This window comes from Mesorhizobium sp. M8A.F.Ca.ET.165.01.1.1 (genome assembly GCF_004792065.1).
In the GTDB taxonomy this organism is placed as follows: Bacteria; Pseudomonadota; Alphaproteobacteria; order Rhizobiales; family Rhizobiaceae; genus Mesorhizobium.
In genome coordinates this window covers 44086-65549 of record NZ_SRTH01000023.1, presented here as the reverse complement: position 1 = coordinate 65549, position 21464 = coordinate 44086, and the positions used below count along the sequence as shown (strand labels likewise).

At 65.6% G+C, this 21464-nt stretch carries 17 protein-coding genes, 1 tRNA gene and 1 pseudogene; 16 read left to right on the top strand and 3 right to left on the bottom strand.

What is annotated here, in order from left to right; translation table 11 throughout:
* Window positions 1–438 precede the first annotated feature (438 nt).
* From EN808_RS32715 to EN808_RS32685, 7 genes are all read left to right on the top strand, one after another.
* The gene (locus EN808_RS32715; protein WP_135918044.1) at window positions 439–1464 is read left to right on the top strand and encodes a glucokinase; all 1026 of its coding nucleotides are present in this window, start codon (window positions 439–441) and stop codon (window positions 1462–1464) included.
* Window positions 1465–1620: 156 nt separating this feature from the next.
* Entirely contained in the window at window positions 1621–3480 is a 1860-nt protein-coding gene (locus tag EN808_RS32710) for an ABC transporter ATP-binding protein (RefSeq protein WP_135918043.1), read from the top strand.
* Complete coding sequence (gene dapB, locus EN808_RS32705; RefSeq protein WP_135918042.1) at window positions 3477–4322, top strand: 4-hydroxy-tetrahydrodipicolinate reductase; 846 nt, start codon at window positions 3477–3479, stop codon at window positions 4320–4322. Before EN808_RS32710 ends, dapB begins: the two co-directional genes overlap by 4 nt.
* Window positions 4323–4414: 92 nt before the next feature.
* Window positions 4415–5035, top strand: coding sequence for a 2,3-bisphosphoglycerate-dependent phosphoglycerate mutase (locus EN808_RS32700; RefSeq protein WP_127279288.1), 621 nt, complete (start codon window positions 4415–4417; stop codon window positions 5033–5035).
* Window positions 5036–5185: 150 nt separating this feature from the next.
* Window positions 5186–5270, top strand: a tRNA-Leu gene (locus tag EN808_RS32695).
* A gap of 150 nt (window positions 5271–5420) precedes the next feature.
* Complete coding sequence (locus tag EN808_RS32690; RefSeq protein WP_135918041.1) at window positions 5421–7112, top strand: cyclic nucleotide-binding domain-containing thioredoxin-disulfide reductase; 1692 nt, start codon at window positions 5421–5423, stop codon at window positions 7110–7112.
* Window positions 7112–7420, top strand: a complete 309-nt coding sequence (locus EN808_RS32685; protein ID WP_127871103.1) for a UBP-type zinc finger domain-containing protein — start codon at window positions 7112–7114, stop codon at window positions 7418–7420. The genes EN808_RS32690 and EN808_RS32685 overlap by 1 nt, the downstream gene beginning before the upstream one ends.
* Window positions 7421–7458: 38 nt before the next feature.
* On the opposite strand, the gene EN808_RS32680 is transcribed toward EN808_RS32685, so the two are convergent.
* Together EN808_RS32680 and EN808_RS32675 are read right to left on the bottom strand one after the other, a co-directional pair.
* The gene (locus EN808_RS32680; RefSeq protein ID WP_135862860.1) at window positions 7459–7638 is read right to left on the bottom strand and encodes a hypothetical protein; all 180 of its coding nucleotides are present in this window, start codon (window positions 7636–7638) and stop codon (window positions 7459–7461) included.
* Window positions 7639–7729: 91 nt separating this feature from the next.
* On the bottom strand, window positions 7730–9715 hold the full coding sequence (locus EN808_RS32675) for a BTAD domain-containing putative transcriptional regulator (RefSeq protein ID WP_135863009.1): 1986 nt from the start codon (window positions 9713–9715) through the stop codon (window positions 7730–7732).
* A 248-nt stretch (window positions 9716–9963) separates the two neighbouring features.
* Between EN808_RS32675 and EN808_RS32670 the strand changes: the two genes are divergently transcribed.
* Genes EN808_RS32670 through EN808_RS32660 form a run of 3 tightly spaced genes read left to right on the top strand, consistent with a single transcriptional unit; the run spans window position 9964 to window position 12959 of the window.
* Entirely contained in the window at window positions 9964–11052 is a 1089-nt protein-coding gene (locus EN808_RS32670; RefSeq protein ID WP_135862858.1) for a pyridoxal-phosphate dependent enzyme, read from the top strand.
* Window positions 11053–11064: 12 nt separating this feature from the next.
* A complete protein-coding gene (locus EN808_RS32665; protein WP_135918040.1) occupies window positions 11065–12552 on the top strand; it encodes an aspartate aminotransferase family protein in 1488 nt (495 codons plus the stop codon).
* A 50-nt stretch (window positions 12553–12602) separates the two neighbouring features.
* A complete protein-coding gene (locus tag EN808_RS32660) occupies window positions 12603–12959 on the top strand; it encodes a hypothetical protein (RefSeq protein WP_135862854.1) in 357 nt (118 codons plus the stop codon).
* Between the two features lie 34 nt (window positions 12960–12993).
* On the opposite strand, the gene EN808_RS32655 is transcribed toward EN808_RS32660, so the two are convergent.
* Window positions 12994–14514 carry a winged helix-turn-helix domain-containing tetratricopeptide repeat protein gene (locus tag EN808_RS32655; RefSeq protein WP_135862851.1) on the bottom strand — a complete coding sequence of 507 codons (1521 nt, stop codon included), beginning with the start codon at window positions 14512–14514 and terminating at the stop codon, window positions 12994–12996.
* 211 nt (window positions 14515–14725) lie between these two features.
* On the opposite strand from EN808_RS32655, the gene EN808_RS32650 reads away from it, so the two are divergent.
* The 6 genes and pseudogenes from EN808_RS32650 to EN808_RS32625 all read left to right on the top strand — a co-directional run bounded on the left by EN808_RS32650 (window position 14726) and on the right by EN808_RS32625 (window position 21457).
* The gene (locus EN808_RS32650; protein WP_135862849.1) at window positions 14726–14977 is read left to right on the top strand and encodes a DUF1127 domain-containing protein; all 252 of its coding nucleotides are present in this window, start codon (window positions 14726–14728) and stop codon (window positions 14975–14977) included.
* A 179-nt stretch (window positions 14978–15156) separates the two neighbouring features.
* Entirely contained in the window at window positions 15157–15528 is a 372-nt protein-coding gene (locus EN808_RS32645) for a hypothetical protein (RefSeq protein ID WP_127279667.1), read from the top strand.
* A 111-nt stretch (window positions 15529–15639) separates the two neighbouring features.
* Window positions 15640–16266 (top strand): CDGSH iron-sulfur domain-containing protein, encoded by a 627-nt coding sequence (locus EN808_RS32640; protein WP_135918039.1) that lies wholly within the window; start codon window positions 15640–15642, stop codon window positions 16264–16266.
* Window positions 16267–16408: 142 nt separating this feature from the next.
* Window positions 16409–16715 (top strand): annotated as a pseudogene (locus EN808_RS32635) (endonuclease domain-containing protein).
* 170 nt (window positions 16716–16885) lie between these two features.
* Window positions 16886–18919, top strand: a complete 2034-nt coding sequence (locus EN808_RS32630; RefSeq protein WP_135918038.1) for a hydantoinase/oxoprolinase family protein — start codon at window positions 16886–16888, stop codon at window positions 18917–18919.
* Between the two features lie 366 nt (window positions 18920–19285).
* Window positions 19286–21457 carry a malate synthase G gene (locus tag EN808_RS32625; RefSeq protein WP_135918037.1) on the top strand — a complete coding sequence of 724 codons (2172 nt, stop codon included), beginning with the start codon at window positions 19286–19288 and terminating at the stop codon, window positions 21455–21457.
* Window positions 21458–21464: the final 7 nt, after the last annotated feature.

The window sequence follows — 21464 nt, the reverse complement described above, 5'->3', positions numbered from 1 at the left end:
GGACGGCCAATGGGCACTTACCTTCCATGATTATCCGCTTGGCATCATCGACACCAGACGTATGAAGCTCGTCCGCCGCAGCGCCGCGCCAACCAAACCGCTTGGCGCTGCGGCGGATGCATAGGGGAGAACTGTTACCTATGTATCCGGTTCAATCTGTTACCCATCTATCGGCTGGACAGCTGGCCGCAGCCTTGGCGCCCTCCTTGCCACGTCAGCGATTGGCGAAACCATCGATGACAGCGCCCCTCTCCCCGTCGCTATACGGGGAGAGGGTGCCGGCAGGCAGGTGAGGGGCGGCGCCGACGGCGCAAGGATCGGATTCAAATTTGAAGCGATTGTCTGGAACTGAAAGCAAGCGCCTTTCCCTTTGCAAGGCCATGCGCTAGTCAACGGGCAAACAGCGGCACGTAGCCCGGACGGGGAACGGACGAGAGCATGCCAGGCACAGGCCAAGACGACACCTTGCTGCGGTTTCCGATCCTGATCGGCGATATCGGCGGCACCAATGCGCGCTTTTCGATCGTGCTCGACGCCAATTCCGAGGCCGGCGAGCCGACCATCGTCCAGACCGCCAATTACACCACCATCGACGAGGCGATCCAGGCGGCCGTGCTCGACCGCTCCTCGGTTCGGCCCAATTCGGCGGTGCTGGCGGTTGCCGGTCCGGTCGACGGCGACGAGATCGAGCTCACCAACTGTCCCTGGGTGGTCAAGCCGAGGCAGATGTTCGCCAATCTGGGCTTGAGCGACATCGTCGTGCTCAACGATTTCGAGGCGCAGGCGCTGGCCGTCGTCGCGCTCGGCGAAGAGCATATGGAAAAGATCGGCGGCGGCACGCCCGAGCCCAATGCCGGCCGCGTGGTGCTGGGTCCGGGAACCGGTCTCGGCGTCGCCGGGCTGGTCCACGCGCTGCATCACTGGATTCCCGTACCCGGCGAAGGCGGCCATATGGACATCGGGCCGCGCACGCCGCGCGATTTCGAGATCTTCCCGCATATAGAGAAGCTCGAGGGCCGCATTTCGGGCGAACAGATCCTGTGCGGACGCGGCCTCGTCAACGTCTACCGCGCCGTGGCCAGGGCCGACGGCAAGCCGGCGCCCTTCACCACGCCGGCCGAGGTCACCGCCGCGGCGCTGGCCAAGACCGATCCGGTGGCGCAGGAAGCGCTGGAGACTTTCGTTACCTGCCTCGGCCGTACCGCTGGCGACCTTGCCTTGGTGTTCATGAGCCGTGGTGGGGTGTTCCTCACCGGCGGCATCGCGCAAAAGATCGTGCCGGCGCTGAAGGAGGGCAATTTCCGCGCCGCCTTCGAGGACAAGGCGCCGCACAGCGCGCTGATGCGCACCATGCCGGTCTATGTCATCACCCATCCGCTGGCCGCCCTTCTCGGCCTCGCCGCCTATGCCAGGAACCCCTCGCTGTTCGGCGTCCAGACCTCGGGCCGGCGCTGGCAGGCCTAGCTCCTCGACGGGATGTGCCTATTGCCGCGTGGGCGCGCTTGAGCCGCCCGCGACGAAGTTAATCAGCCGCGGGCATAGGCAAGCCGGCCTCATGGCGCTAAGAGGAGTGCCGAATTGCAGCCCGGTCCCAGGCGGAAAACCCACGAAGCTCCCGATTTGACACTTCAAGCTCCAAACAAGCAGAAAGCCAGCATTGGCGAGGTCAACGCCGTGCTGCGCCGCATCCTCTCCGAAAATGGCCGCGATCATCGCTGGTCCTATGTCGTCGCCGTCACCTGCTTGCTGATTGTTTCCGGCACCACTGCCTTCACGGCGTGGATCATGGCCCCGATGATCAACCAGATATTCTACGAACGGCGCGGCGACATGATCGTCTGGATCTGCGCCGGTTTCATGGGAGCTTCCCTGCTGCGCGGCTTCGCCGGTTACGGCCAGGCCGTGGCGTTGGCCAAGATCGGCAACAATCTGGTCGCGCGCTACCAGAAGCGCAGCTTCGACCATCTGATGAAGCTCGGCGTCAACTTCTTCAACGATACGCGTTCCGGTCGGCTGGCGGCACAGGTCAACGAGAATGTCGGCGGCGTCCGCGATCTACTGTCGCTGACACTGACCTCCATCAGCCGCGATGCGGTCACGCTGGTCGCTCTCGTTGGCGTCATGATCTACCAGGATCCGGTGTTGTCGCTCAGCTCGCTGCTGATCGGCCCGCCGCTGATCTGGGCCGTCGTCTACATCACCCGCCGATTGCGGCGTATCAACCGGGAATCCGTGCTGATCAATTCGCGGCTGAACGGTTCCGTGCAGGAGGCCACGCAAGGCATCGCCATCGTCAAGGCCTTCACCCTGGAGCAGGAGCTGGCGCGCCGCATAGGCATCATGGCGGATACGGCCGAACAGCGTAACAACAAGATCGCCCGCGTCTCGGAGCGGCTGTCGCCGATTTCAGAGATTCTGGGCGGTCTCGCTATTACCGCCGTGCTTGCCTATTCCGGCTACCGGGCGCTGGTGCTTGGGCAACCACCGGGCGCGGTGTTTTCCTTCATCACCGCGCTGATCATGGCCTACGACCCGGCAAGACGCCTGGCGCGCACACAGGTGGGCATGGAACGTGCGCTGGTCAACGCGCGCATGATCTACGAGTTGCTCGACCTGGAACCGAAACAGGGCGACGCGCCCGATGCGGTCGAGGCCAGGATCACCACAGGCGAGGTGCGCTTCGAAAATGTGACGTTCGGCTACAACGCCGACATGCCGGTGCTGAGGGACCTGAGCTTTACCGCCGCCGCCGGCAAGGTGACGGCGATCGTGGGTGCGTCGGGCGCCGGCAAATCGACGCTGGTGGCGCTCTTGCAGCGCTTCTACGACGTCGACCAGGGCGGTATCGTGGTCGATGGCCAGGACATCTCGAAGGTGACCAAGCATTCGCTGCGGCAGTCGATCGCCTATGTAGCGCAGGCGCCCTATCTGTTCGAGGGCACGATCCGCGACAACATCCGCTACGGCCGCCTGTCGGCCACGGACGCCGAGATCGAGCAGGCGGCAAAACAGGCGGCAGCCGACGAGTTCATCCGCCAGCAGCCGCAAGGTTACGACACGCCGGTCGGCGAAGGTGGCTCGACCCTTTCCGGCGGCCAGCGCCAGCGCGTCTCGATCGCCCGCGCCATCGTGCGCCAGGCGCCGATCCTGCTGCTCGACGAGGCAACCTCGGCGCTTGACAACGAGGCGGAGGCGCGCGTCCAAGAGGCGCTGACGCATGTCATGGAAGGCCGCACGACGATCGTCATAGCGCATCGGCTGTCGACGGTGGTCAATGCCGACCACATCATCGTGCTGGAAGAGGGACGGCTGGTCGAGGAAGGCACGCATGCGACGCTGATGGCCGATCCGAACAGCATCTATGCCCGCTTCCACCGGATACAGGGCGTCAAGGGTCTGGGGCTTGTCGACGACAGCGCGCCGGCCGAGACTTCGGTTCAGGAATTAGAGACCCAGAACATCGCCGGGAGCACGGCATGAGCGAAACATCGGCAACATCAGGCGCGCCGGCAAGCGATATGGGCCTTGTGGTGGTCGGCGCGGCCGGCCGCATGGGCCAGACCCTGATCCGCGCCATCCACGCCATTCCGGGCGCCCGCGTCATCGGCGCGGTCGAGCGCGCGGATTCGCCCCATCTGGGCAAGGATGCGGGCGAACTGGCCGGCGTCGGCCGCATCGACGTGCCGATCGGCAGTGATCCGCTGCCGGTCTTCGCCAAGGCCGATGGCGTGCTCGATTTCACCACCCCGGCCTCGACGGTCGCGTTCGCCGGCTACGCGGCGCAGGCGCGCATCGTCCATGTCATCGGCACGACCGGCTGTTCAGCCGAGGACAATGCGAAAATCGCTGCGGCCGCGCGCCACGCGACCATCGTCAAGTCGGGCAATATGAGCCTCGGCGTTAACCTGCTGGCGGTGCTGGTCGAACAGGCGGCGCGCGCGCTCGACGCCGATGATTTCGACATCGAGATCCTCGAAATGCACCACAGGCACAAGGTCGACGCGCCTTCGGGCACGGCGCTTCTGCTCGGCGAGGCCGCAGCCGCCGGGCGCGGCATCGCGCTTGCCGGCAATGATGTGCGTTCACGCGACGGCCATACGGGTGTGCGAAAAACCGGCTCGATCGGCTTTGCCACGCTGCGCGGCGGTTCGGTGGTCGGTGACCACAGCGTGATCCTGGCCGGCACCGGCGAGCGCATCACGCTGTCCCACCATGCCGAGGACCGCGCCATCTTCGCCCGCGGCGCGGTCAAGGCCGCACTGTGGGCGCGGGGGAAAAAACCGGGCCTTTACTCAATGCGGGACGTGCTTGGGCTTGCCTGAAACGACCCTGAACCATCTTCGTCTTACGCAAGTCCTGCGGGAAAGCCGCTACGCACCTTTCCTGGAATTGCCCAGACCCCAGAGGAGCAAAAATGTCGAGAACCCTCGTGCTCGTGCGCCACGGCCAGAGCGAATGGAACCTGAAAAACCTGTTCACCGGCTGGCGTGACGTCGACCTGACCGAGCAGGGCCATGCCGAGGCCAAGGCCGCCGGCCAAAAACTCAAGGCGCGCGGCCTGAAATTCGACATCGCCTTCACCTCCGCGCTGGTCCGGGCGCAGAAGACGTGCCAGCACATTCTCGACGCGGTCGGCCAGAGCGACCTGCAGACCATCCGCGACCAAGCGCTGAACGAACGCGACTATGGCGACCTCTCCGGCCTCAACAAGGACGACGCGCGCCAGAAATGGGGCGAGGAGCAGGTGCATGTCTGGCGCCGCTCCTACGATGTGCCGCCGCCCGGCGGCGAAAGCCTGAAGGACACCGGAGCCCGCGTCTGGCCCTATTACTTGCACGATCTGCAGCCGCATGTGCTGCGCGGCGGCACGGTGCTGGTCGCCGCCCACGGCAATTCGCTGCGCGCGCTGATCATGGCGCTGGACGGCAAGTCGGGCGAGGAAATCGTCAAGCTGGAGCTCGGCACAGGTGTGCCGGTCATCTACACGCTCAACGCCGATTCGACGGTGGCGTCCAAGGAAGTGCTGGAAGGCTGAGAGCGTTCCTCTCCCCGTCACTATACGGGGAGAGGATGCCGGCAGGCAGGTGAGGGGCGGCGCCGACGCTCGAAACTGAGCCGGCGAGCATCAGCCCTCGAAAAAAGCGCGTTGACAGCAATCGCTTGCCCGCTTATTGAGCCCGCACCAGCCCAGATGGCGGAATTGGTAGACGCGCACGGTTCAGGTCCGTGTTCCGCAAGGAGTGGAGGTTCGAGTCCTCTTCTGGGCACCAAATTCCCGTTTCGAACCAAATGTTCGGTTCAGAAATTTTGAGAAAAGCCCGGTTCGCCCGGGCTTTTTTCTTGCGCGATGACCTCGCCTCCTGGCCAGTCCCCGAACAAACCGCTTCAAACCGCGCGCCCGCTTCGCTACGTTCGCAAACATGTCTCAATCCAGCACCGCGATCTTCGGCGCCCGCCGTGACCAGGCCTTCCCAACGCTGGCCGAGGCGGACATCGATCGCATGCGCCGGTTCGGCGAGGCCAGCGCCTATGCCGCCGGCGAGCACATTTTCGAGGCCGGCAATGTGTCCCCGGGGCTGATCGTCATCCTGTCGGGCAAGGTTGACATCACCCAGGACGGCAAGCTCGGCAGACGCGAAACGATCGTCACCCATGGCCCTGGCAGCTTCGTCGGCGAGCTGGCGCAGCTTTCGGCCCGCCCCTCGCTGGTCAATGCCGAGGCCGCCGAGCCGGTCGAGGCGTTCGTCATTCCCTCGCAGAGGCTGCGCGACCTGATGGTGCAGGAGGCCAATCTCGGCGAGCGTATCATGCGGGCGCTGATCCTGCGCCGCGTCGGGCTGCTCGAGAGCGGCACGATCGGTCCCATCATCGTCGGGCCGGCCGACAATGGCGATGTCCTGCGCCTGCAGGGGTTTCTCGCCCGCAGCGGTCAGCCTCACCGCGTGCTCGATTCCAAAACCGATCCTTGCGCGAAGACCCTGTTCGAGCACTTCCATGTCGATCCGCACCACTTGCCGGTCGTGCTGTGCCCGAACGGCAGGCTGCTGCTCAATCCGGCGGAGAAGGACCTCGCCCGCTGCATCGGCCTGCTGCGGCCGGTCGACGCCGGCAAAGTCTATGACGTCGCCATCGTCGGCGCCGGCCCGGCCGGGCTGGCGGCGGCGGTCTACGCGGCCTCGGAAGGGCTGTCGACCATCGTGCTCGATTGCCGCGCCTTTGGCGGCCAGGCCGGCGCTTCCGCGCGCATCGAGAACTATCTCGGCTTCCCCACGGGCATCACCGGCATGGAGCTGATGGCGCGTGCCTACAACCAGGCGCAGAAATTCGGCGTCGAGATGGTCATCCCCGATGAGGTGAAGCTGCTCGGTGCCGCCACCGGCGGCGCGCGTTACCAGCTTGCTGTCGGCGACGGCGAGACGGTGCGCACGCGCTCGGTGGTGATCGCCAGCGGCGCGCGCTACCGCCGTCTCGATGTCGACAACCTCGCTGAGTTCGAGGGCACATGCGTGCATTATTGGGCCTCGCCCATCGAAGCACGGCTTTGCGGCGGCCAGGAAGTGGCGCTGGTCGGCGCCGGCAATTCGGCCGGCCAGGCGGCTGTCTACCTGGCCAGCCATGTCAGGAAGGTGGCGCTGCTGGCGCGTGGCGGCAGTCTCGAGGCCTCGATGTCGCGTTACCTCGTCGAGCGCATCAGGGCGCAGCCGAACATCGAGGTGCTGACCGGCGCCGAGGTCGAGGCGCTGGACGGCGAGGAAGGCAATCTCGCCACTGTCCGCTGGCGCGACCGCTCGAGCGGCGCGGTGACGACGCGCCCGATCCGCCATCTCTTCCTGTTCATCGGCGCCGATCCGAACACCGATTGGCTCGCTCAATCCGACGTGGCGCTGGATGCCAGGGGTTTCATCCGCACCGGATCGGACATAGCATCGGCGCATGGCGTTATGGAGACGAGCCGCAGCGGCGTGTTCGCCATCGGCGACGTGCGCTCCGGCTCTGTCAAACGTGTCGCAGCTGCCGTCGGCGAAGGCGCCCAGGTGGTGGCGGCATTGCATGCATTTCTCGCGCGGGAAGGCAGCCTTGCCGACGCGCCTCAACCTGTGGGGAGAGTGTGATGGCTGACGAGTGCAGACACGCGGCTGATGTCAAGGACGTGACGCCGAGCGCGCTTGGCTGCGAGGAATGCCTGAAGAGCGGCTCGTGGTGGGTGCATCTGCGGCTCTGCCGCACCTGCGGCCATGTCGGTTGCTGCGACGACTCGCCCAACCGCCACGCCACCAAGCATTTTCATGCCACCAGCCATCCCGTCATAGAGGGCTATGACCCGCCGGAAGGCTGGGGCTGGTGCTATGTCGACGAGATCTTTCTCGACCTCGGCGACCGTACCACGCCCCAGAACGGTCCGATCCCAAGGTTTTATTGAGCGCCCGGAGAGCCGGGAAAAAGCCGGTTCGGCCTGATTTACCGCACCGACCCGGTAACCGTTCGGTCGACGTCGGGAACCGACTTGCGATCGTTGCCAGCAAGCGCGGCGATGAGCAGCAGGCTGGCCACAACGGGGACAAACAGCACGGCAATACGGGCCTGCACATGAAGAATGGCGCGCCATTCGTTGCGCTTGTCGGGGCTGTTGCTCATCATACTCACTTTGCCATGGACCCCCCGGAGGTCACATAGCGGTGAACGGTTAAGCAACTCCTTCCGGAAGCGTTAACGGGGGCCGCTCAAGCGATCAGCCGAGCCCGATCCGCCTGGCGCCTTGCCGGAACAGCGCCTCGGCGTCGGGCTCGAAGCGGAACGTGCCGATGAAATCGTCGGCGCGGTAGTCCGGCAGCGTCTTGCGGATGGCGGCGGCGAAGCCGCGTGCCTCGTCGAGCCGGCCGGCAAGCGCCAGGCAGTGCGCGGCGATCGCCAGGATGATGGTATGGGCATTGGGCCGCGCCGCCGCCTTCAGCGCCCATTCGGCCGCCTCCTCGAACTGGCCGAGCCGGACATGCGACATGGCGCGTGACCCCAGCATGCCGAACAGCAACGGGTCGAAGGGGCTGAGATGCCGCGAATGGTCCGACGAGCTTATCGCCGCCCGCGGGTCGCCCGATTGCGAGTGGACGAAGGACAGCGCGTAATGGCCGAGCGCGAAATTCGGGCTGAGGTCCACGGCCCGCCCCAATTCGGAGAGCGACCCGTCCTGTTCGCCGCGCAGCCACAGCGCCCGCCCCATCGCCCAGTGCGCGGCCGGATTGTGGTCGTCGACCAGCAGGCTCTGGCCGGCGCTCTCGAACGCCAGCGCGCTTTCGCGGTCGCGGTCGCCCCAGCGCTGGAAGGCGTTCTGCCAGTGGGTGAAAGACAGGCCGGCATAGGCGCGGGCGAAGGTCGGATCGAGCTGCAAGGCCGTGGCAAAGAAATGCCGCGCCGTTTCGTTCTCGGCCTGGGTGAAGCGGTACATGTGCCAGAGGCCGCGGTGATAGGCCTCCCACGCATTGAGCGAGTTGGGCGCCTTCAGCAGGGCGCGGTTGCGCTCGACCGTTTCGATCTCGGCCGAGATCGACGACACGATGCTGTCGCCGATATCGTCAAGCACGGCGAAGATGTCGTCCGGCCGGCGCTCGAAGGTCTCGGCCCAGACGATCCTTGCCGTGCGCACCTCGATGAGTTCGACGCTGACGATAAGACGGCCAGCGGCGCTGCGCACCGTGCCGGCGGCGACATAGTCGACCTTCAGCCGGCGGCCTGCCTCCTCGGGCGCGATACGCCTGTCGGCCAGCGCGAACACCGATCCGCGCGCGATGACGAAGAAATCCCGCAGCTTGGCGAGACGGGTGATGATGTCGTGGGTGAGGCCGTCGGCCAGCCCACCGCGCAGGCCGGATTCCTCGACGAACGGCATCACCGCCAGCGATGCATGGCTCGGCTCGACCGGACCAGGGTCGCACGGGGGCGCCAATTGCGCCGCCGTGGACCGGCAGGCCGGCTGGACCCGCGGCCAGGCAGCCGGCTGCTCGTCACGGATCATCCGCCAGGCTGACCGGAGCGGCGCGAAATCCAGGTCTTCCGATTCGAACAACCGTGCCGCCGCCGCCAGGTGCTTTTCGGCCGCGGCGATCTCGCCGCGCCTGGCGAGGCTCGCCAGCAGCCTCGCATGCGCGCGCGCGTCGAAAGGCGCGAGTTCCACCCATCTGTCGAGATGCGCGATCGCCTCGTCGCAGTCCGCTGGCAGGCTCGCGACGAGCTGTTCCAGCACCGCCGCGTGGACGGACCGGAAGCGGCGGCGCTGGCCCATCAGCCAGCTGTTGAAGTGCGGGCTGCGTTCGAGCTCCAGCCCGTCGAGGAAATCGCCCGCGAAGAGTTTTGCCAGCGCCCGCAACCGCTCCGCATCCAGCGCGTCGATCCCGTGCGTGGCGGCATGGCCGATCTCCAGTACATCGACGAGGCAGCCGCTGAGATCGAGCGCGACAGTATCGTCTTGCGAGCGGACACGGCGCCGGTCCGGCGTGTCGAGAGCGCCGCGCAACTTGCTGAGGCACCAGCGCAACTCGCCGCGCGGATCGTTGGGCACATCCCACAGAAGCTCGCACAGGCGGCCGCGCCCTACCGGATGTGGCGCCAGCACCAGATAGGCAAGCAGCGCCCGCAGCTTGCGCGACGCCGGCAGTGCCATCGGCACGCCGTTATGCGTGATCGTCAGCGGTCCGAGCAGCCGCACCAACAGGCACGGCATGCCGCCGTCCTGTCTCGATGGTGCGGATTCCACGTCCGTTTCCACGCCTGCTCCCACGCTGGCCTGTCGGCCCTTGCTCTATCACCAAACACGACATGGCGCATCCGGCGGCGAATTTCGCGCCAGCCGCGCTCATTGCCGCATCGCCGGCACGTCAGTCCTAGCGCGGCAAGGTCTCGAAACCTCGCCGCCCAACGCGCCGGTTTGTAACCGGCCCGTGAAGATGAACACGATCGAGGAGATCAACGATGTTGAACAAACAGAAAATCAGGACCACTGCCGGGCGCGGTCGCCTGTTCGACAGCATTCTCGACACGGTCGGCGACACGCCGGCGGTGCGCATCAACAATCTCGCGCCGGCCCATGCGGCCATCTATGTCAAGGCCGAGTTCTTCAACCCCGCGGCCTCGGTGAAAGACCGGCTGGCGCTCAACATCATCGAGGAGGGCGAACGCAGCGGCGCGCTGAAGCCGCGCCAGACCGTGGTCGAGGCGACCAGCGGCAACACCGGGATTGGCCTTGCCATGGTCTGTGCGCAAAAAAACTATCCGCTGGTCGTCACCATGGCCGACAGCTTTTCCGTCGAGCGCCGCAAGCTGATGCGCATGCTCGGCGCCAAGGTGGTGCTGACGCCCCGCGCCGAAAAGGGTTTTGGCATGTACAAGAAGGCGGTCGAGCTGGCCGAGGCCAATGGCTGGTTCCTTGCCCGCCAGTTCGAGACGGTCGCCAACGCCGCCATCCACGAGGCGACGACCGCGCGCGAAATCGTCAACGATTTCGCCGGCTCGCGGCTCGACTGCTTCGTCACCGGCTATGGCACCGGCGGCACCGTCGTCGGCGTGGCGCGCGTCTTGCGCCGCGAACGGCCCGATACACGCATCGTGCTCTCCGAGCCGGCCAATGCGCAACTGATCGGCAGCGGCAAGGCGCAGCCGCGCGGTGCCGATGGCGCTCCCGCCGCCAGCCATCCGGCCTTCGAGCCGCATCCCGTCCAAGGCTGGACGCCGGACTTCATCCCCAATGTCCTGCAGGAAGCGATCGACGCCAGCCTCTATGACGAGGTCATGCCGATCGCCGGGCCGGAGGGCATCAAATGGGCGCGGGCGCTGGCCCAGAAGGAAGGTATTTTTACCGGCATTTCCGGCGGCGCCACCTTCGCCGTTGCGCGGCAAGTCGCGGAGAAGGCTCCGGCCGGGTCGGTGATCCTGTGCATGCTGCCCGACACTGGCGAGCGCTACATGTCGACACCATTGTTCGACGGCATCGAGGCCGAAATGGACGCCGACGAGATCGCCCTGTCGCGCTCGACGCCCGGCTGCCAATTCCCGGCGGCTTGACGGGAGGTTGTCATGGACGTCGCGCACGACCATCTCGACATGGTGGCCGAGGAAACGCTCGACCCCGCCGACTGGGCCGATGTCCAGGCCCTGTCGCATCGGGTCGTCGATGATGCCGTCGACTATCTGCGCGAGCTGCGCGACCGCCCCGTATGGCGGGAGATGCCCGGCCAGCTGCGGGACTTCTTCACCGCCCCGTTGCCGCGCTCGCCGGCACCGCTTGCCGCTGTCTACGAGGACGTCTCCCGCACCGTGATGTCCTACCCGATGGGCAACATCCACCCGCGCTTCTGGTCCTGGTACATGGGATCGAGCAACTTCACCGGCGCGCTCGGCGATTTCCTGGCGGCGATCCAGGGCTCCAATCTCGGCGGCGGCAACCATGCCGCCGGGCTGATGGACAGCCAGGTGGTGAACTGGTGCAAGGAGATGCTCGGCTTTCCGGCATCGGCCTCCGGCACGCTGGTCAGTGGCGGCTCGATGGCCAACATCATCGGCCTGACGGTGGCGCGCAACACCAAGGCGGGCATCGACGTGCGTGAGCACGGCGTAGCCGCGATCGAAAAACCGCTGCGCTTCTACGGCTCGGACCAGATCCATTCCTGCCACCGCAAGGCCATGGAAGCGCTCGGCTTGGGCAACCGGGCGCTGCGCCGGATTGCGACCGATGCCGGGCTGCGCATCGACATATCGGCCCTGCGCAGCGCGATATCGGAGGACCGGGCAGCCGGGTTCACGCCGGCCTGCCTCATCGGCAATGCCGGCACGGTCAACACCGGGGCGATCGACGACCTCAAGGCGCTGGCCAAACTCGCGCATGAGGAAGGCCTGTGGTTCCATGTCGACGGTTGCATCGGCGCGCTGATCGCCATCGCGCCTGACAACAAGCATCGCGTCGCTGGCGTCGAATGGGCCGATTCGATCGCGCTCGATCCGCACAAATGGCTGCATGCGCCCTTCGAGGTCGGCTGTGCGCTGGTCAGGGATGCCGCCGCGCACCGCCGGACCTTCGCGGTGACGCCCGAATATCTGGAATCGACGCCGCGCGGCCTGGCCTCAGGCGAATGGCTGCACGACTATGGCCTGCAGACCTCGCGCGGCTTTCGCGCCCTGAAAGTGTGGATGGCGTTGAAGGAACATGGCGTCGAAAAATTCGGCCGCCTGATCGACCAGAACATCGCGCAGGTCTCCTATCTGGCCGGGTTGATCGAAGCCGAGCCGTCGCTGGAGCTGGCGGCGGCGCCGACCATCAACATCGTCTGCTTCCGCTACCTGCCCGGTTTGGCGGGCGAAGCGCTCAAGGCGCTCAACATCGAGATCATGCTGCGGCTGCAGGAGCAAGGCATCGCGGCCCTCTCCGACACCACCGTGCATGGCGGGCACTGGCTGCGCGTGGCGATCACCAACCATCGCACCCGACGTGACGATCTCGATCTGCTGGTGCGTGAAGTGGTGAGGCTGGGGCGTGAGATCACCGCGGACGGCCGCGTGTCTTCCTAGTTCCCGGCAGGCGTGCGAACCTGCCCGCGATGATTCGGGGGAGGTCGGCGGTGACGCTGTTTCGCATGGTTGCGCTGGCGGCACTGGTCCTGGCCAATTCGGCCGAGGCCGCCGACATGGCCTTCTTCATCAAGAACCTGCGCAAGGAGGGGGTCGCGGTCGAGCTGTTCAGCCGCGACCGCGAGACCGTCTGGCCGGGCAGCGACAAGGTGTTTCTCGTCGATCCGGGCTCGCAGAAATCAGTGCCGATCTCCTGCAACCAGGGCGAACGCATCTGCTATGGCGCCTGGGTCGAGGGCAATGACAAGATTTCCGCCGGCGTCGGGCCGGACAACGACCAGCCTTGCGATACCTGCTGCTTCATTTGCGTGGAACACACGACAGAGACGATCGACCTGGTGCCGTGATCAGGGATCTCGTGCAGGCGGTTATTCCGACGCGTCAGTCTGGAAGGCCGGCCTTGCGGAAGCCCTCGATGAAATGCGCGCGCGTCGCGTCGTCGCGGAAGGGCTCGGTCCAGACCCAATGGCTGGTGGTGAAATGCGGGTTGCCGACGAGGAACAGCTCGACCTCGGCGCGCGCCTCGTCGAGCCGGCCAAGTTGCGCAAGGCTCGCCGCCAGGAAGCGGCGTGAACTGGTGCGGTAGGTCTCGTCCCGGCGCAGCGTCTCGATGGCTGCTTCATAGTCACGCGCCGCATATTGCGCCTGGCCGAGCGTCAGATAGTACCAGCTCGCCGGAAACGGGTTCAACCGGAACGCCTTGCGAATGTGCTCAAGGCCTTGCTCGACCCGCCCGGCGAGCGTCGTTATATCGGACAATGTCGCCCAGGCGTCGGCCTCGTTGGGGTCGAGTTCGAAGGTCCTGGCGAATTCGGCATCCGCCTCGGTGAAATCATGCTCATAGGCAAGCAGATTGCCGAGCACCCAGTGGCAGCCGGCATCGTTGGGATCGATCGCGACCGCCTTGAGCGCCAGATCCAGGGCAATGCGGCGGTTGGGGTCGACCGGAGCGCCCCAATGCACCCATCCCATCCAGTGGTTCATGGCGAGCCAGCGATAGGCCTCGGCGTAGCTGGGATCGAGCGCGACCGCGCGCGTCAGCATCAGATGCGCTTCGCGCGCCGTCTGCGGCGAATCGTCGATCAGCTTGCGCGCCCGCACGCACAGATCGTAGGCGTCGAGATTGGTGGGCCGGTTGCGTGGCGGCGGCGCGCGCAGCCGGCCGAGCAGCGCCTCCACGATCTTGGCGGTCACCTCGTCCTGGACGGCAAAGATATCGTCCAGGCCGCGGTCGAAGCGCTCCGCCCACAGATGATCGCCGCTCGCCGCGTCGACCAGCTGCGCGTTGATGCGCACGCGCCCCGCATCGCGCCGCGCGCTGCCCTCCAGCAGATAGCGGACGCCGAGTTCCCTGGCGATCTCGCGCACGTCCATCGCCTTTCCCTTGTAGGCAAAGGTCGAATTGCGCGCGATGACGAACAGGCCGGAGATCCTCGACAGGTCGGTGATCAGGTCTTCGGTCAAGCCGTCGCAGAAGGCGTCCTGCCCGGCATCGTTGCTGAAATTGACGAAGGGCAGCACCGCTATCGATGGCTTGTCAGGCAGCGGCAACGGTTTTCGCTTGGCGCCATTGAGGTGTTCGACGGCCGCCGTGAAACGGTAGCCGACGCGCGGAACGGTGGCGATCCATTCACCGCTCCCTTCACCCGCAATGCCGGGCGGGCCAAGCAGCTTGCGCAGCTGCGCGATCTGGACGGTGAGGTTGCCTTCCTCGACGGCTGTGCCCGGCCATGCCGCGTCCATCAGTTCGGTCTTCTCGAGGATTTCGCCGGATCTTGCGACCAGCGCCGCGAGCAGCTTCAGCCCGCGGTAGCCGATGGCCACGGGGGCATCGTTCCGGAGCAGCGTTCCCGCACCGGCATCGAGCACGAACGGGCCAAAGGCAAAGCGCTCTCCCTGCATCGGCGCATCTATAGAGCAATTCGAGGCAAAACGCGAAGCGGAGAAGCGTGTAGCGCATTGCCAGGGAATTGCGTGAAAACAAAGCGTTAGACGCCGGTTTGGAACTTTTGAGAACTATTTGGGAGGGTTTAATTACGGCAGCGTTCGTATCCGGCAGAATTCAACCTCTTTCAGCTCGAGGGCCATCAAGTCCGGCCCCACGGAGGTTGTCATGAACCATATCCTTGCTTCGGTCCCGCAGGCACTGCGGCCGGGAATGCCCGCAAGTTCCACGCACGCGCCGCGTCGGCGCTACAGCCTGGCGAGCTTGCGAAACGCCATCGCTGCCTGGCGCGAGCAGGCACATTTTCGCTGGCAGCTGAAGCAGATGGCGCAAGCCAATCCGCATCTGATCGACGACATCGGCTTGACGACACGGCAGGTCGAGGAAGAGATCGCCAAGCTGCCCTTTTGGCAGCGATAAGGCGACCAAGCTGCCCTTTTGGCAGCGATAAGGCGACCAAGCTGCCCTTTTGGCAGCGATAAGGCGAAATGCCGCGATGATTTGGCAGGGATTGCCAGCATCATCCCTTTAGCGCCGGCCCGCGTCATGCCATGATCCCCCCATCGGCCGTGGGGGCCGATTCTACATCGGGGGTTTCCATGTCTTTCACATCCGCGCGCCGGCTTGCCGCCGCGTTTTCGCTTGCCGTCCTGTTTGTCCCAGCCGCCCATGCCGGCGACGTCACCTTCGCCGTCAAGAACAGCCACCCCAATGCCATGCGCCTCGAGCTCTACAGCCAGGACCGCGACTATGTCTGGCCGGGCGATGGCAAGGATTTCTATCTCGACGACGGCGAGACCAAGCAGCTGCCGATTTCCTGCAACGAAGGCGAATCGATCTGCTATGGCGCCTGGGTCGACGGCGACGAAGGCACCTATTGGGGCGTCGGCCCCGGCAACAAGGAAAAATGCGAGGATTGCTGCTATACCTGCAGCGGCGGCGAGACCGAGGAGATCGATCTGGTCCCCTGACCGGTTTGCCAGCTTGACGGTTTTCCTGCTGGGAGCCATAGCCTGTCCAAATACCCAAGGCACGCCGCGTATTCAGGCGCGGCGTGCTCCAGGCAAACAGGGAGCACGCCAATGGCTGGCATGGTCGAAAGCGACAAGATCGACGTCGGATTTTCCGGCAAGCGCTGCATCCACTCGCGCAATTGCGTGCTCGGCGACCCGCACGTCTTCGTGCCCAACGCGCCGGGCCAGTGGATCCATCCCGAGGCGGCCAGCGTCGAGAAGATCGTCGCGCTGGCCGAGAACTGCCCCTCGGGCGCCATCACCTATGTGCGCAAGGATGGCGGGCCGCAGGAAAAGCCACCAGTGGTCAACACCGTGCGGCTACGAGAAAATGGTCCGCTGGCGGTGCATGCCGAGATCGTGCTTGGTGACGAGACTTTTTATCGCGCCACGCTCTGCCGCTGCGGCGCCTCGCAGAACAAGCCGTTCTGCGACAACAGCCACATCAAGGCGGGCTTTGCCGCCACCGGCGAACCGGCGCTGAAGGACACGCCCGCGCTGGAGACCCGTGACGGGCCGCTGAAGGCGACGCCGACCCCCAACGGTCCGCTCAAGCTCGAAGGCAATGTCGAGATCGTCACCGGCACCGGTCACACGGTCGACCGCACCACCAAGGTCTTCCTTTGCCGCTGCGGCCATTCCGCGAATAAACCGTTCTGCGATGGCAGTCATAAGAAGGTGGGGTTTGTGGGATAGGTGAGTAGCCAATCTCCCCCACGTGGGGGAGATGTCCGGCAGGACAGAGGGGGGCGCCGTAGAGCGCTGCCTCCAACACGCAGCGAATAGTGCAACGCCTCATACGCCTTTGCCTCCAAGACATCGCGCAAACGCCAGATCGATGCGCAAGGTCATGACACCAGCTGAATTGAAGCTGTGGAACGAGCTTCGCGCACTGTTTGATGGGGCTTGGCTTCCGCCGGCAATTTCCAATCGCCGGCTACATTGTCGACTTTGCTTGTCCGGAGAAGAAACTTGTCGTCGAAGTCGATGGCTCCCAGCATGCGGACCCAATCACCGGCGACCAAGCCAGGACATTGCGCCTGGAGCAAGACGGCTGAATCGTTCTGCGCTTCTGGAACGACGACGTCATTCGCGACATCGATAATGTGTGCCAGCATATTGTTATGGCGGCCGGGCTTGGCTGATGCTGCCATAACCGCGGCAAGGTCGGCGGGACAGCGCCCCCCTCTGTCCTGCCGGACATCTCCCCCACGAGGGGGGAGATCGCTTGTGGCCCATCTCTCCCGGCTTTATCCGCAAGCCCGTATCCGCTAAGGGCAGGCAACCAAACAATCTGCCCGGACCCCGCCCCAAAATGACCAAGCCAAAACCTCTCTTCCTCGGCATCGACACCGGCGGCACCTACACCGATGCCGTGCTGTGGTCCGAGACCGAAGGTCCCCAGCAGGGAGCGAACAAGGGCAAGGTGCTGGCCAAGGCCAAGGCGCTGACCACGCGGCATGATCTGGCCGTCGGCATTTCTGGCGCCGTCGATGCGGTGCTGGAGAAAGCGGGCACCGATCCGGCTGACATCAAGCTGGTCTCGATGTCGACGACGCTCGCCACCAACGCACTGGTCGAGGGCCAGGGCGGCCGGGTGGCGCTGGTCATGATCGGCTTTTCCGAGGCCGATCTTGCCCGCGATGGCTTGAAGACCGCACTTGGCACCGACCCGGTGGTGTTTTGTCCCGGCGGCCATGATGTGCACGGCAATGCGGCAAAGCTCGACCTGTCCGGGCTGGAGGCGATGCTGCCGGAACTCGGCGCCTCGGTGTCCGGCTTTGCCGTCTGCGCCTATTTCGCCACCCGCAATCCCGCGCATGAGATCGCCGCCCGCGAGCTGATCCGCGACAGGACCGGCCTGCCGGTCACGGCCAGCCATGAACTGTCGGCCAAGCTCGGCGGTCCGCGCCGGGCGCTCACCACGCTGCTCAACGCCAGGCTGATCTCGATGATCGACCGGCTGGTGGCGGCGACCGAGGGCTTTCTCGCGGCGCGCGACATCGCCGCGCCCCTGATGGTGGTGCGTGGCGATGGCGCGCTGGTTTCGGCGGCGTTTGCCCGCCAGCGGCCGATCGAGACGATCCTCTCGGGCCCCGCCGCCAGCCTCGTCGGCGCCCGCCACATGACCGGGCTCGACAATGCGGTGGTGTCCGACATTGGCGGTACCACCACCGACGTCGCCGTGCTCGATGGCGGCCGGCCGCGGCTCGATCCGGAAGGCGCCACCGTCGGTGGCTTCCGCACCATGGTCGAGGCGGTCGCCATGCGCACTTTCGGCCTCGGCGGCGATTCCGAGGTGACGCTGGAGGATGGCGCGCTCAACCCGAAAATCCTGCTCGGGCCGCGCCGCCTGGTGCCGCTGGCGCTGGCCGGCATGGCGCATGGCGAGGCGGTGACGGCGGAGCTCGAACGCCAGTTGCGCGCCCCCAACACCGGCCGCATGGATGGCCGCTTCGCGGTCCGCACCGGCGTGCCGGACCGGCTCGCGGCGGGGCTGACCGTCCCGGAGGCGAAGCTCTACGAGGCGATCGGCGCGACGCCGCTTGCCCTCGACAGGCTGCTGACCTCGAACGCCCAGAATGCCACCCTGAACCGGCTGGTCTCGCGCGGGCTGGTGCATATCTCAGGCTTCACGCCATCGGACGCCGCTCATGTGCTCGGCAAGCAGGCGAACTGGGATGTCGCCGCCGCCCGCCTTGGCGCCGAACTGTTCGCCCGCAGGCGCGATGGCCGTGGCCAGCCGATCGCCGCATCACCGGAGGTGATTTCGGAACGCGTGCTGGTGACGCTGACGCGCTGGTCGGCCGAATACATCCTGGAAACCGCCTTTGCCGAGGACGGGCTCGATGGTGCGGCCACCGTGGCGCACGCGCTGGTGCAGCGCGCCGTCGATGCGCATCCAGGCATCGCTCGCCTCAGCGTCGCGCTCGACCGTCCCGTCATTGGGCTGGGCGCTTCGGCCCCTCTGCATTACGCCGGTCTGGCGCCCTTGGTCGGCAATGACTGCGTGGTGCCCCGGGATACCGATGTCGCCAACGCGCTCGGCGCCGTCGTCGGCCAGGTCAGGGTTTCGGCCGAGGCCCGCGTCAGCCAGCCCAAGGAAGGCCTGTTCCGGCTTGCCTCGGGCGAAACGGTGCGCGACTTTCTCGACGAAGCGGCGGCGATCGCGGCCGCCGAGGCCGACGTGCGGGCGATTGTCGCCCAACGCGCCCGCGATGCCGGCACCGACAGCGCCGAGATCGAGGTCGCGACGGAGTTCCGTGTCTCGACCGTCGAAGCGCAGCGCATGTTCATCGAAGCGCATGTGGTGGCGGTGGCCTCGGGCAGGCCAAGGATCGCGGTTTAGATTCAGGTGAGGCCGGCCTGCAAATGGCGGCGTCCTGCGCTTCCGGTGCTCACGTCCCTTAAGTACGCTCCGCTCCGGTTCTCGGACGCCACCATTTTCGACTCGGCCTGACCTGAATCCTGCGCCTTCGTCATCCTAGGGCGGAGCGGGAGCGAAGCGACGTTGCGGAGACCCTAGGATCCATTCCGTGACGTTGGAGGTAGAGCGAACGGTTCAGAATGGCGCACGCAAACAGATGAAGAACACTCCGCACGGATGTGTCTTCAAAGAAGGCCTAAAATGCCCCACCTTCACCCTAAGCTGAATTGACCCTGCACCCCCAACATGCCAAACGCCCCGCAAAGCCTTTCATCTGGAGTAGCCCTGATGACCGATCGCATCGAGATCGCCGGATTGCGCATTGCCCGCGAGCTGCATGACTTCGTCGTCGACGAAGCGTTGCCCGGCACTGGCATCGAAGCGGCACGGTTCTGGAACGGCTTGTCCTCCATCGTCCATGATCTGGCGCCCAGGAACCGGGCGCTGCTGGCAAAACGCGATGCCATGCAGGAAAAGCTCGACGGCTGGTACCGCGACAATGGCGCGCCAATCGACATGGGCGCCTACAAGGCGTTCCTGAGGGAGATCGGCTATCTCGTTCCCGAAGGTCCGGCCTTCAGCGTCTCGACCGAAAATGTCGATCCGGAAATCGCCGTCGTCGCCGGGCCGCAGCTCGTCGTGCCGGTAATGAACGCGCGCTATGCGCTCAACGCCGCCAATGCGCGCTGGGGTTCGCTCTACGATGCGCTGTACGGCACCGACGCCATTCCCGAGACCGGCGGCGCGCAGAAGGGCAAGGCCTTCAACCCCGCGCGCGGCGCCAAGGTGATTGCCTGGGCAAAGGACTTCCTCGACCAGTCGGTACCGCTGACCACGGGCAAATGGGCAGGCGTCAACGGGCTCTCGATCGCCAATGGCGCGCTGAAGCTCGGCGAGGGCGCCGGCGCCACCACCCTTGCCGACCCGAAACAGTTCGCCGGCTATCGCGGCGATGCCGAGAATCCGGAAGCCGTGCTTCTGGTCAAGAACGGCCTCCATATCGAAATCCTGATCGACCGCGCCAACCAGATCGGCCGCACCGACCCGGCTGGAATCGCCGACGTCATCCTGGAATCGGCTTTGACCACCATCCAGGACTGCGAGGACTCGGTCGCCGCTGTCGACGCTGAGGACAAGGTCGTCGTCTACCGCAACTGGCTCGGCCTGATGAAGGGCGACCTCGCCGAAGAGATCAGCAAGGGCGGCAAGAGCTTTGTCCGCAAGCTCAACCCCGACCGCGCCTACACTGGACCCGCCGGCGGCCAACTCACCGTGCCTGGCCGCTCGTTGATGCTGGTGCGCAATGTCGGCCACCTCATGACCAATCCGTCGATTCTGGACCGTGACGGCAACGAGGTGCCGGAAGGCATCATGGACGCGGCGATGACGGCGCTGATCGCGCTGCACGATGTCGGGCCGAAAGGGCGGCGGATGAACTCCCGCGCCGGCTCGATGTATGTGGTGAAGCCGAAGATGCACGGACCGGAGGAAGTCGCCTTCGCGGTCGAGATCTTCGACCGTGTCGAAGCGCTGCTCGGCATGGCGAAGAACACCATCAAGATGGGCATCATGGACGAGGAGCGGCGCACCACCATCAACCTCAAGGAAGCGATCCGCGCCGCACGCGAGCGCGTGGTGTTCATCAACACCGGCTTCCTCGACCGCACCGGCGACGAGATCCACACCTCGATGGAAGCCGGCCCGATGATCCGCAAGGGCGACATGAAGCAGGCCGCCTGGATTTCCGCCTACGAGGCCTGGAATGTCGACACCGGTCTCGAATGCGGGCTCGCCGGCCATGCCCAGATCGGCAAGGGCATGTGGGCGATGCCCGATTTGATGGCGGCGATGCTGGAACAGAAGATCGCCCACCCCAAGGCCGGCGCCAACACCGCATGGGTGCCGTCGCCGACGGCGGCGACGCTGCACGCCACGCACTATCACAAGGTCGATGTCCACGCCGTCCAGGCGGCGCTGAAGAGCCGGCCAAAGGCCAAGCTCGACGATATCCTGTCGGTGCCGGTGGCCGTGCGGCCGAACTGGACACCCGACGAGATCCAGCGCGAACTCGACAACAACGCGCAAGGCATTCTGGGCTATGTCGTGCGCTGGATCGACCAGGGCGTCGGCTGCTCCAAGGTTCCCGACATCAACGATGTCGGCCTGATGGAGGACCGCGCCACGCTGCGCATCTCCTCGCAGCACATCGCCAACTGGCTGCGCCACAAGATCTGCTCGGAAATCCAGGTCAGGGATTCACTGCAGCGCATGGCCGCCATCGTCGATCTGCAGAATGTCGGCGATCCGCTCTACCGCCCGATGGCACCGGATTTCGACAGTTCCATCGCCTTCCAGGCCGCCTGCGACCTGGTGTTCAAAGGAACGAGCCAGCCGAATGGGTATACCGAACCGGTGCTGCATGCTCGAAGGCTGGAGCTGAAGGCGCGCGCATCGGCCTGAAGGATCG

Bases quoted from the DNA above. Each gene is read 5' to 3' on its own strand.
- EN808_RS32690 (WP_135918041.1), top strand. From the start codon at position 5,421: ATGTCTCAATCCAGCACCGCGATCTTCGGCGCCCGCCGTGACCAGGCC.
- EN808_RS32700 (WP_127279288.1), top strand. From the start codon at position 4,415: ATGTCGAGAACCCTCGTGCTCGTGCGCCACGGCCAGAGCGAATGGAAC.
- EN808_RS32670 (WP_135862858.1), top strand. From the start codon at position 9,964: ATGTTGAACAAACAGAAAATCAGGACCACTGCCGGGCGCGGTCGCCTG.
- EN808_RS32640 (WP_135918039.1), top strand. From the start codon at position 15,640: ATGGCTGGCATGGTCGAAAGCGACAAGATCGACGTCGGATTTTCCGGC.
- EN808_RS32685 (WP_127871103.1), top strand. From the start codon at position 7,112: ATGGCTGACGAGTGCAGACACGCGGCTGATGTCAAGGACGTGACGCCG.
- EN808_RS32650 (WP_135862849.1), top strand. From the start codon at position 14,726: ATGAACCATATCCTTGCTTCGGTCCCGCAGGCACTGCGGCCGGGAATG.
- EN808_RS32665 (WP_135918040.1), top strand. From the start codon at position 11,065: ATGGACGTCGCGCACGACCATCTCGACATGGTGGCCGAGGAAACGCTC.
- EN808_RS32655 (WP_135862851.1), bottom strand. From the start codon at position 14,514: ATGCAGGGAGAGCGCTTTGCCTTTGGCCCGTTCGTGCTCGATGCCGGT.
- dapB (WP_135918042.1), top strand. From the start codon at position 3,477: ATGAGCGAAACATCGGCAACATCAGGCGCGCCGGCAAGCGATATGGGC.
- EN808_RS32630 (WP_135918038.1), top strand. From the start codon at position 16,886: ATGACCAAGCCAAAACCTCTCTTCCTCGGCATCGACACCGGCGGCACC.
- EN808_RS32645 (WP_127279667.1), top strand. From the start codon at position 15,157: ATGTCTTTCACATCCGCGCGCCGGCTTGCCGCCGCGTTTTCGCTTGCC.
- EN808_RS32680 (WP_135862860.1), bottom strand. From the start codon at position 7,638: ATGATGAGCAACAGCCCCGACAAGCGCAACGAATGGCGCGCCATTCTT.
- EN808_RS32715 (WP_135918044.1), top strand. From the start codon at position 439: ATGCCAGGCACAGGCCAAGACGACACCTTGCTGCGGTTTCCGATCCTG.
- EN808_RS32625 (WP_135918037.1), top strand. From the start codon at position 19,286: ATGACCGATCGCATCGAGATCGCCGGATTGCGCATTGCCCGCGAGCTG.
- EN808_RS32675 (WP_135863009.1), bottom strand. From the start codon at position 9,715: ATGCCGTGCCTGTTGGTGCGGCTGCTCGGACCGCTGACGATCACGCAT.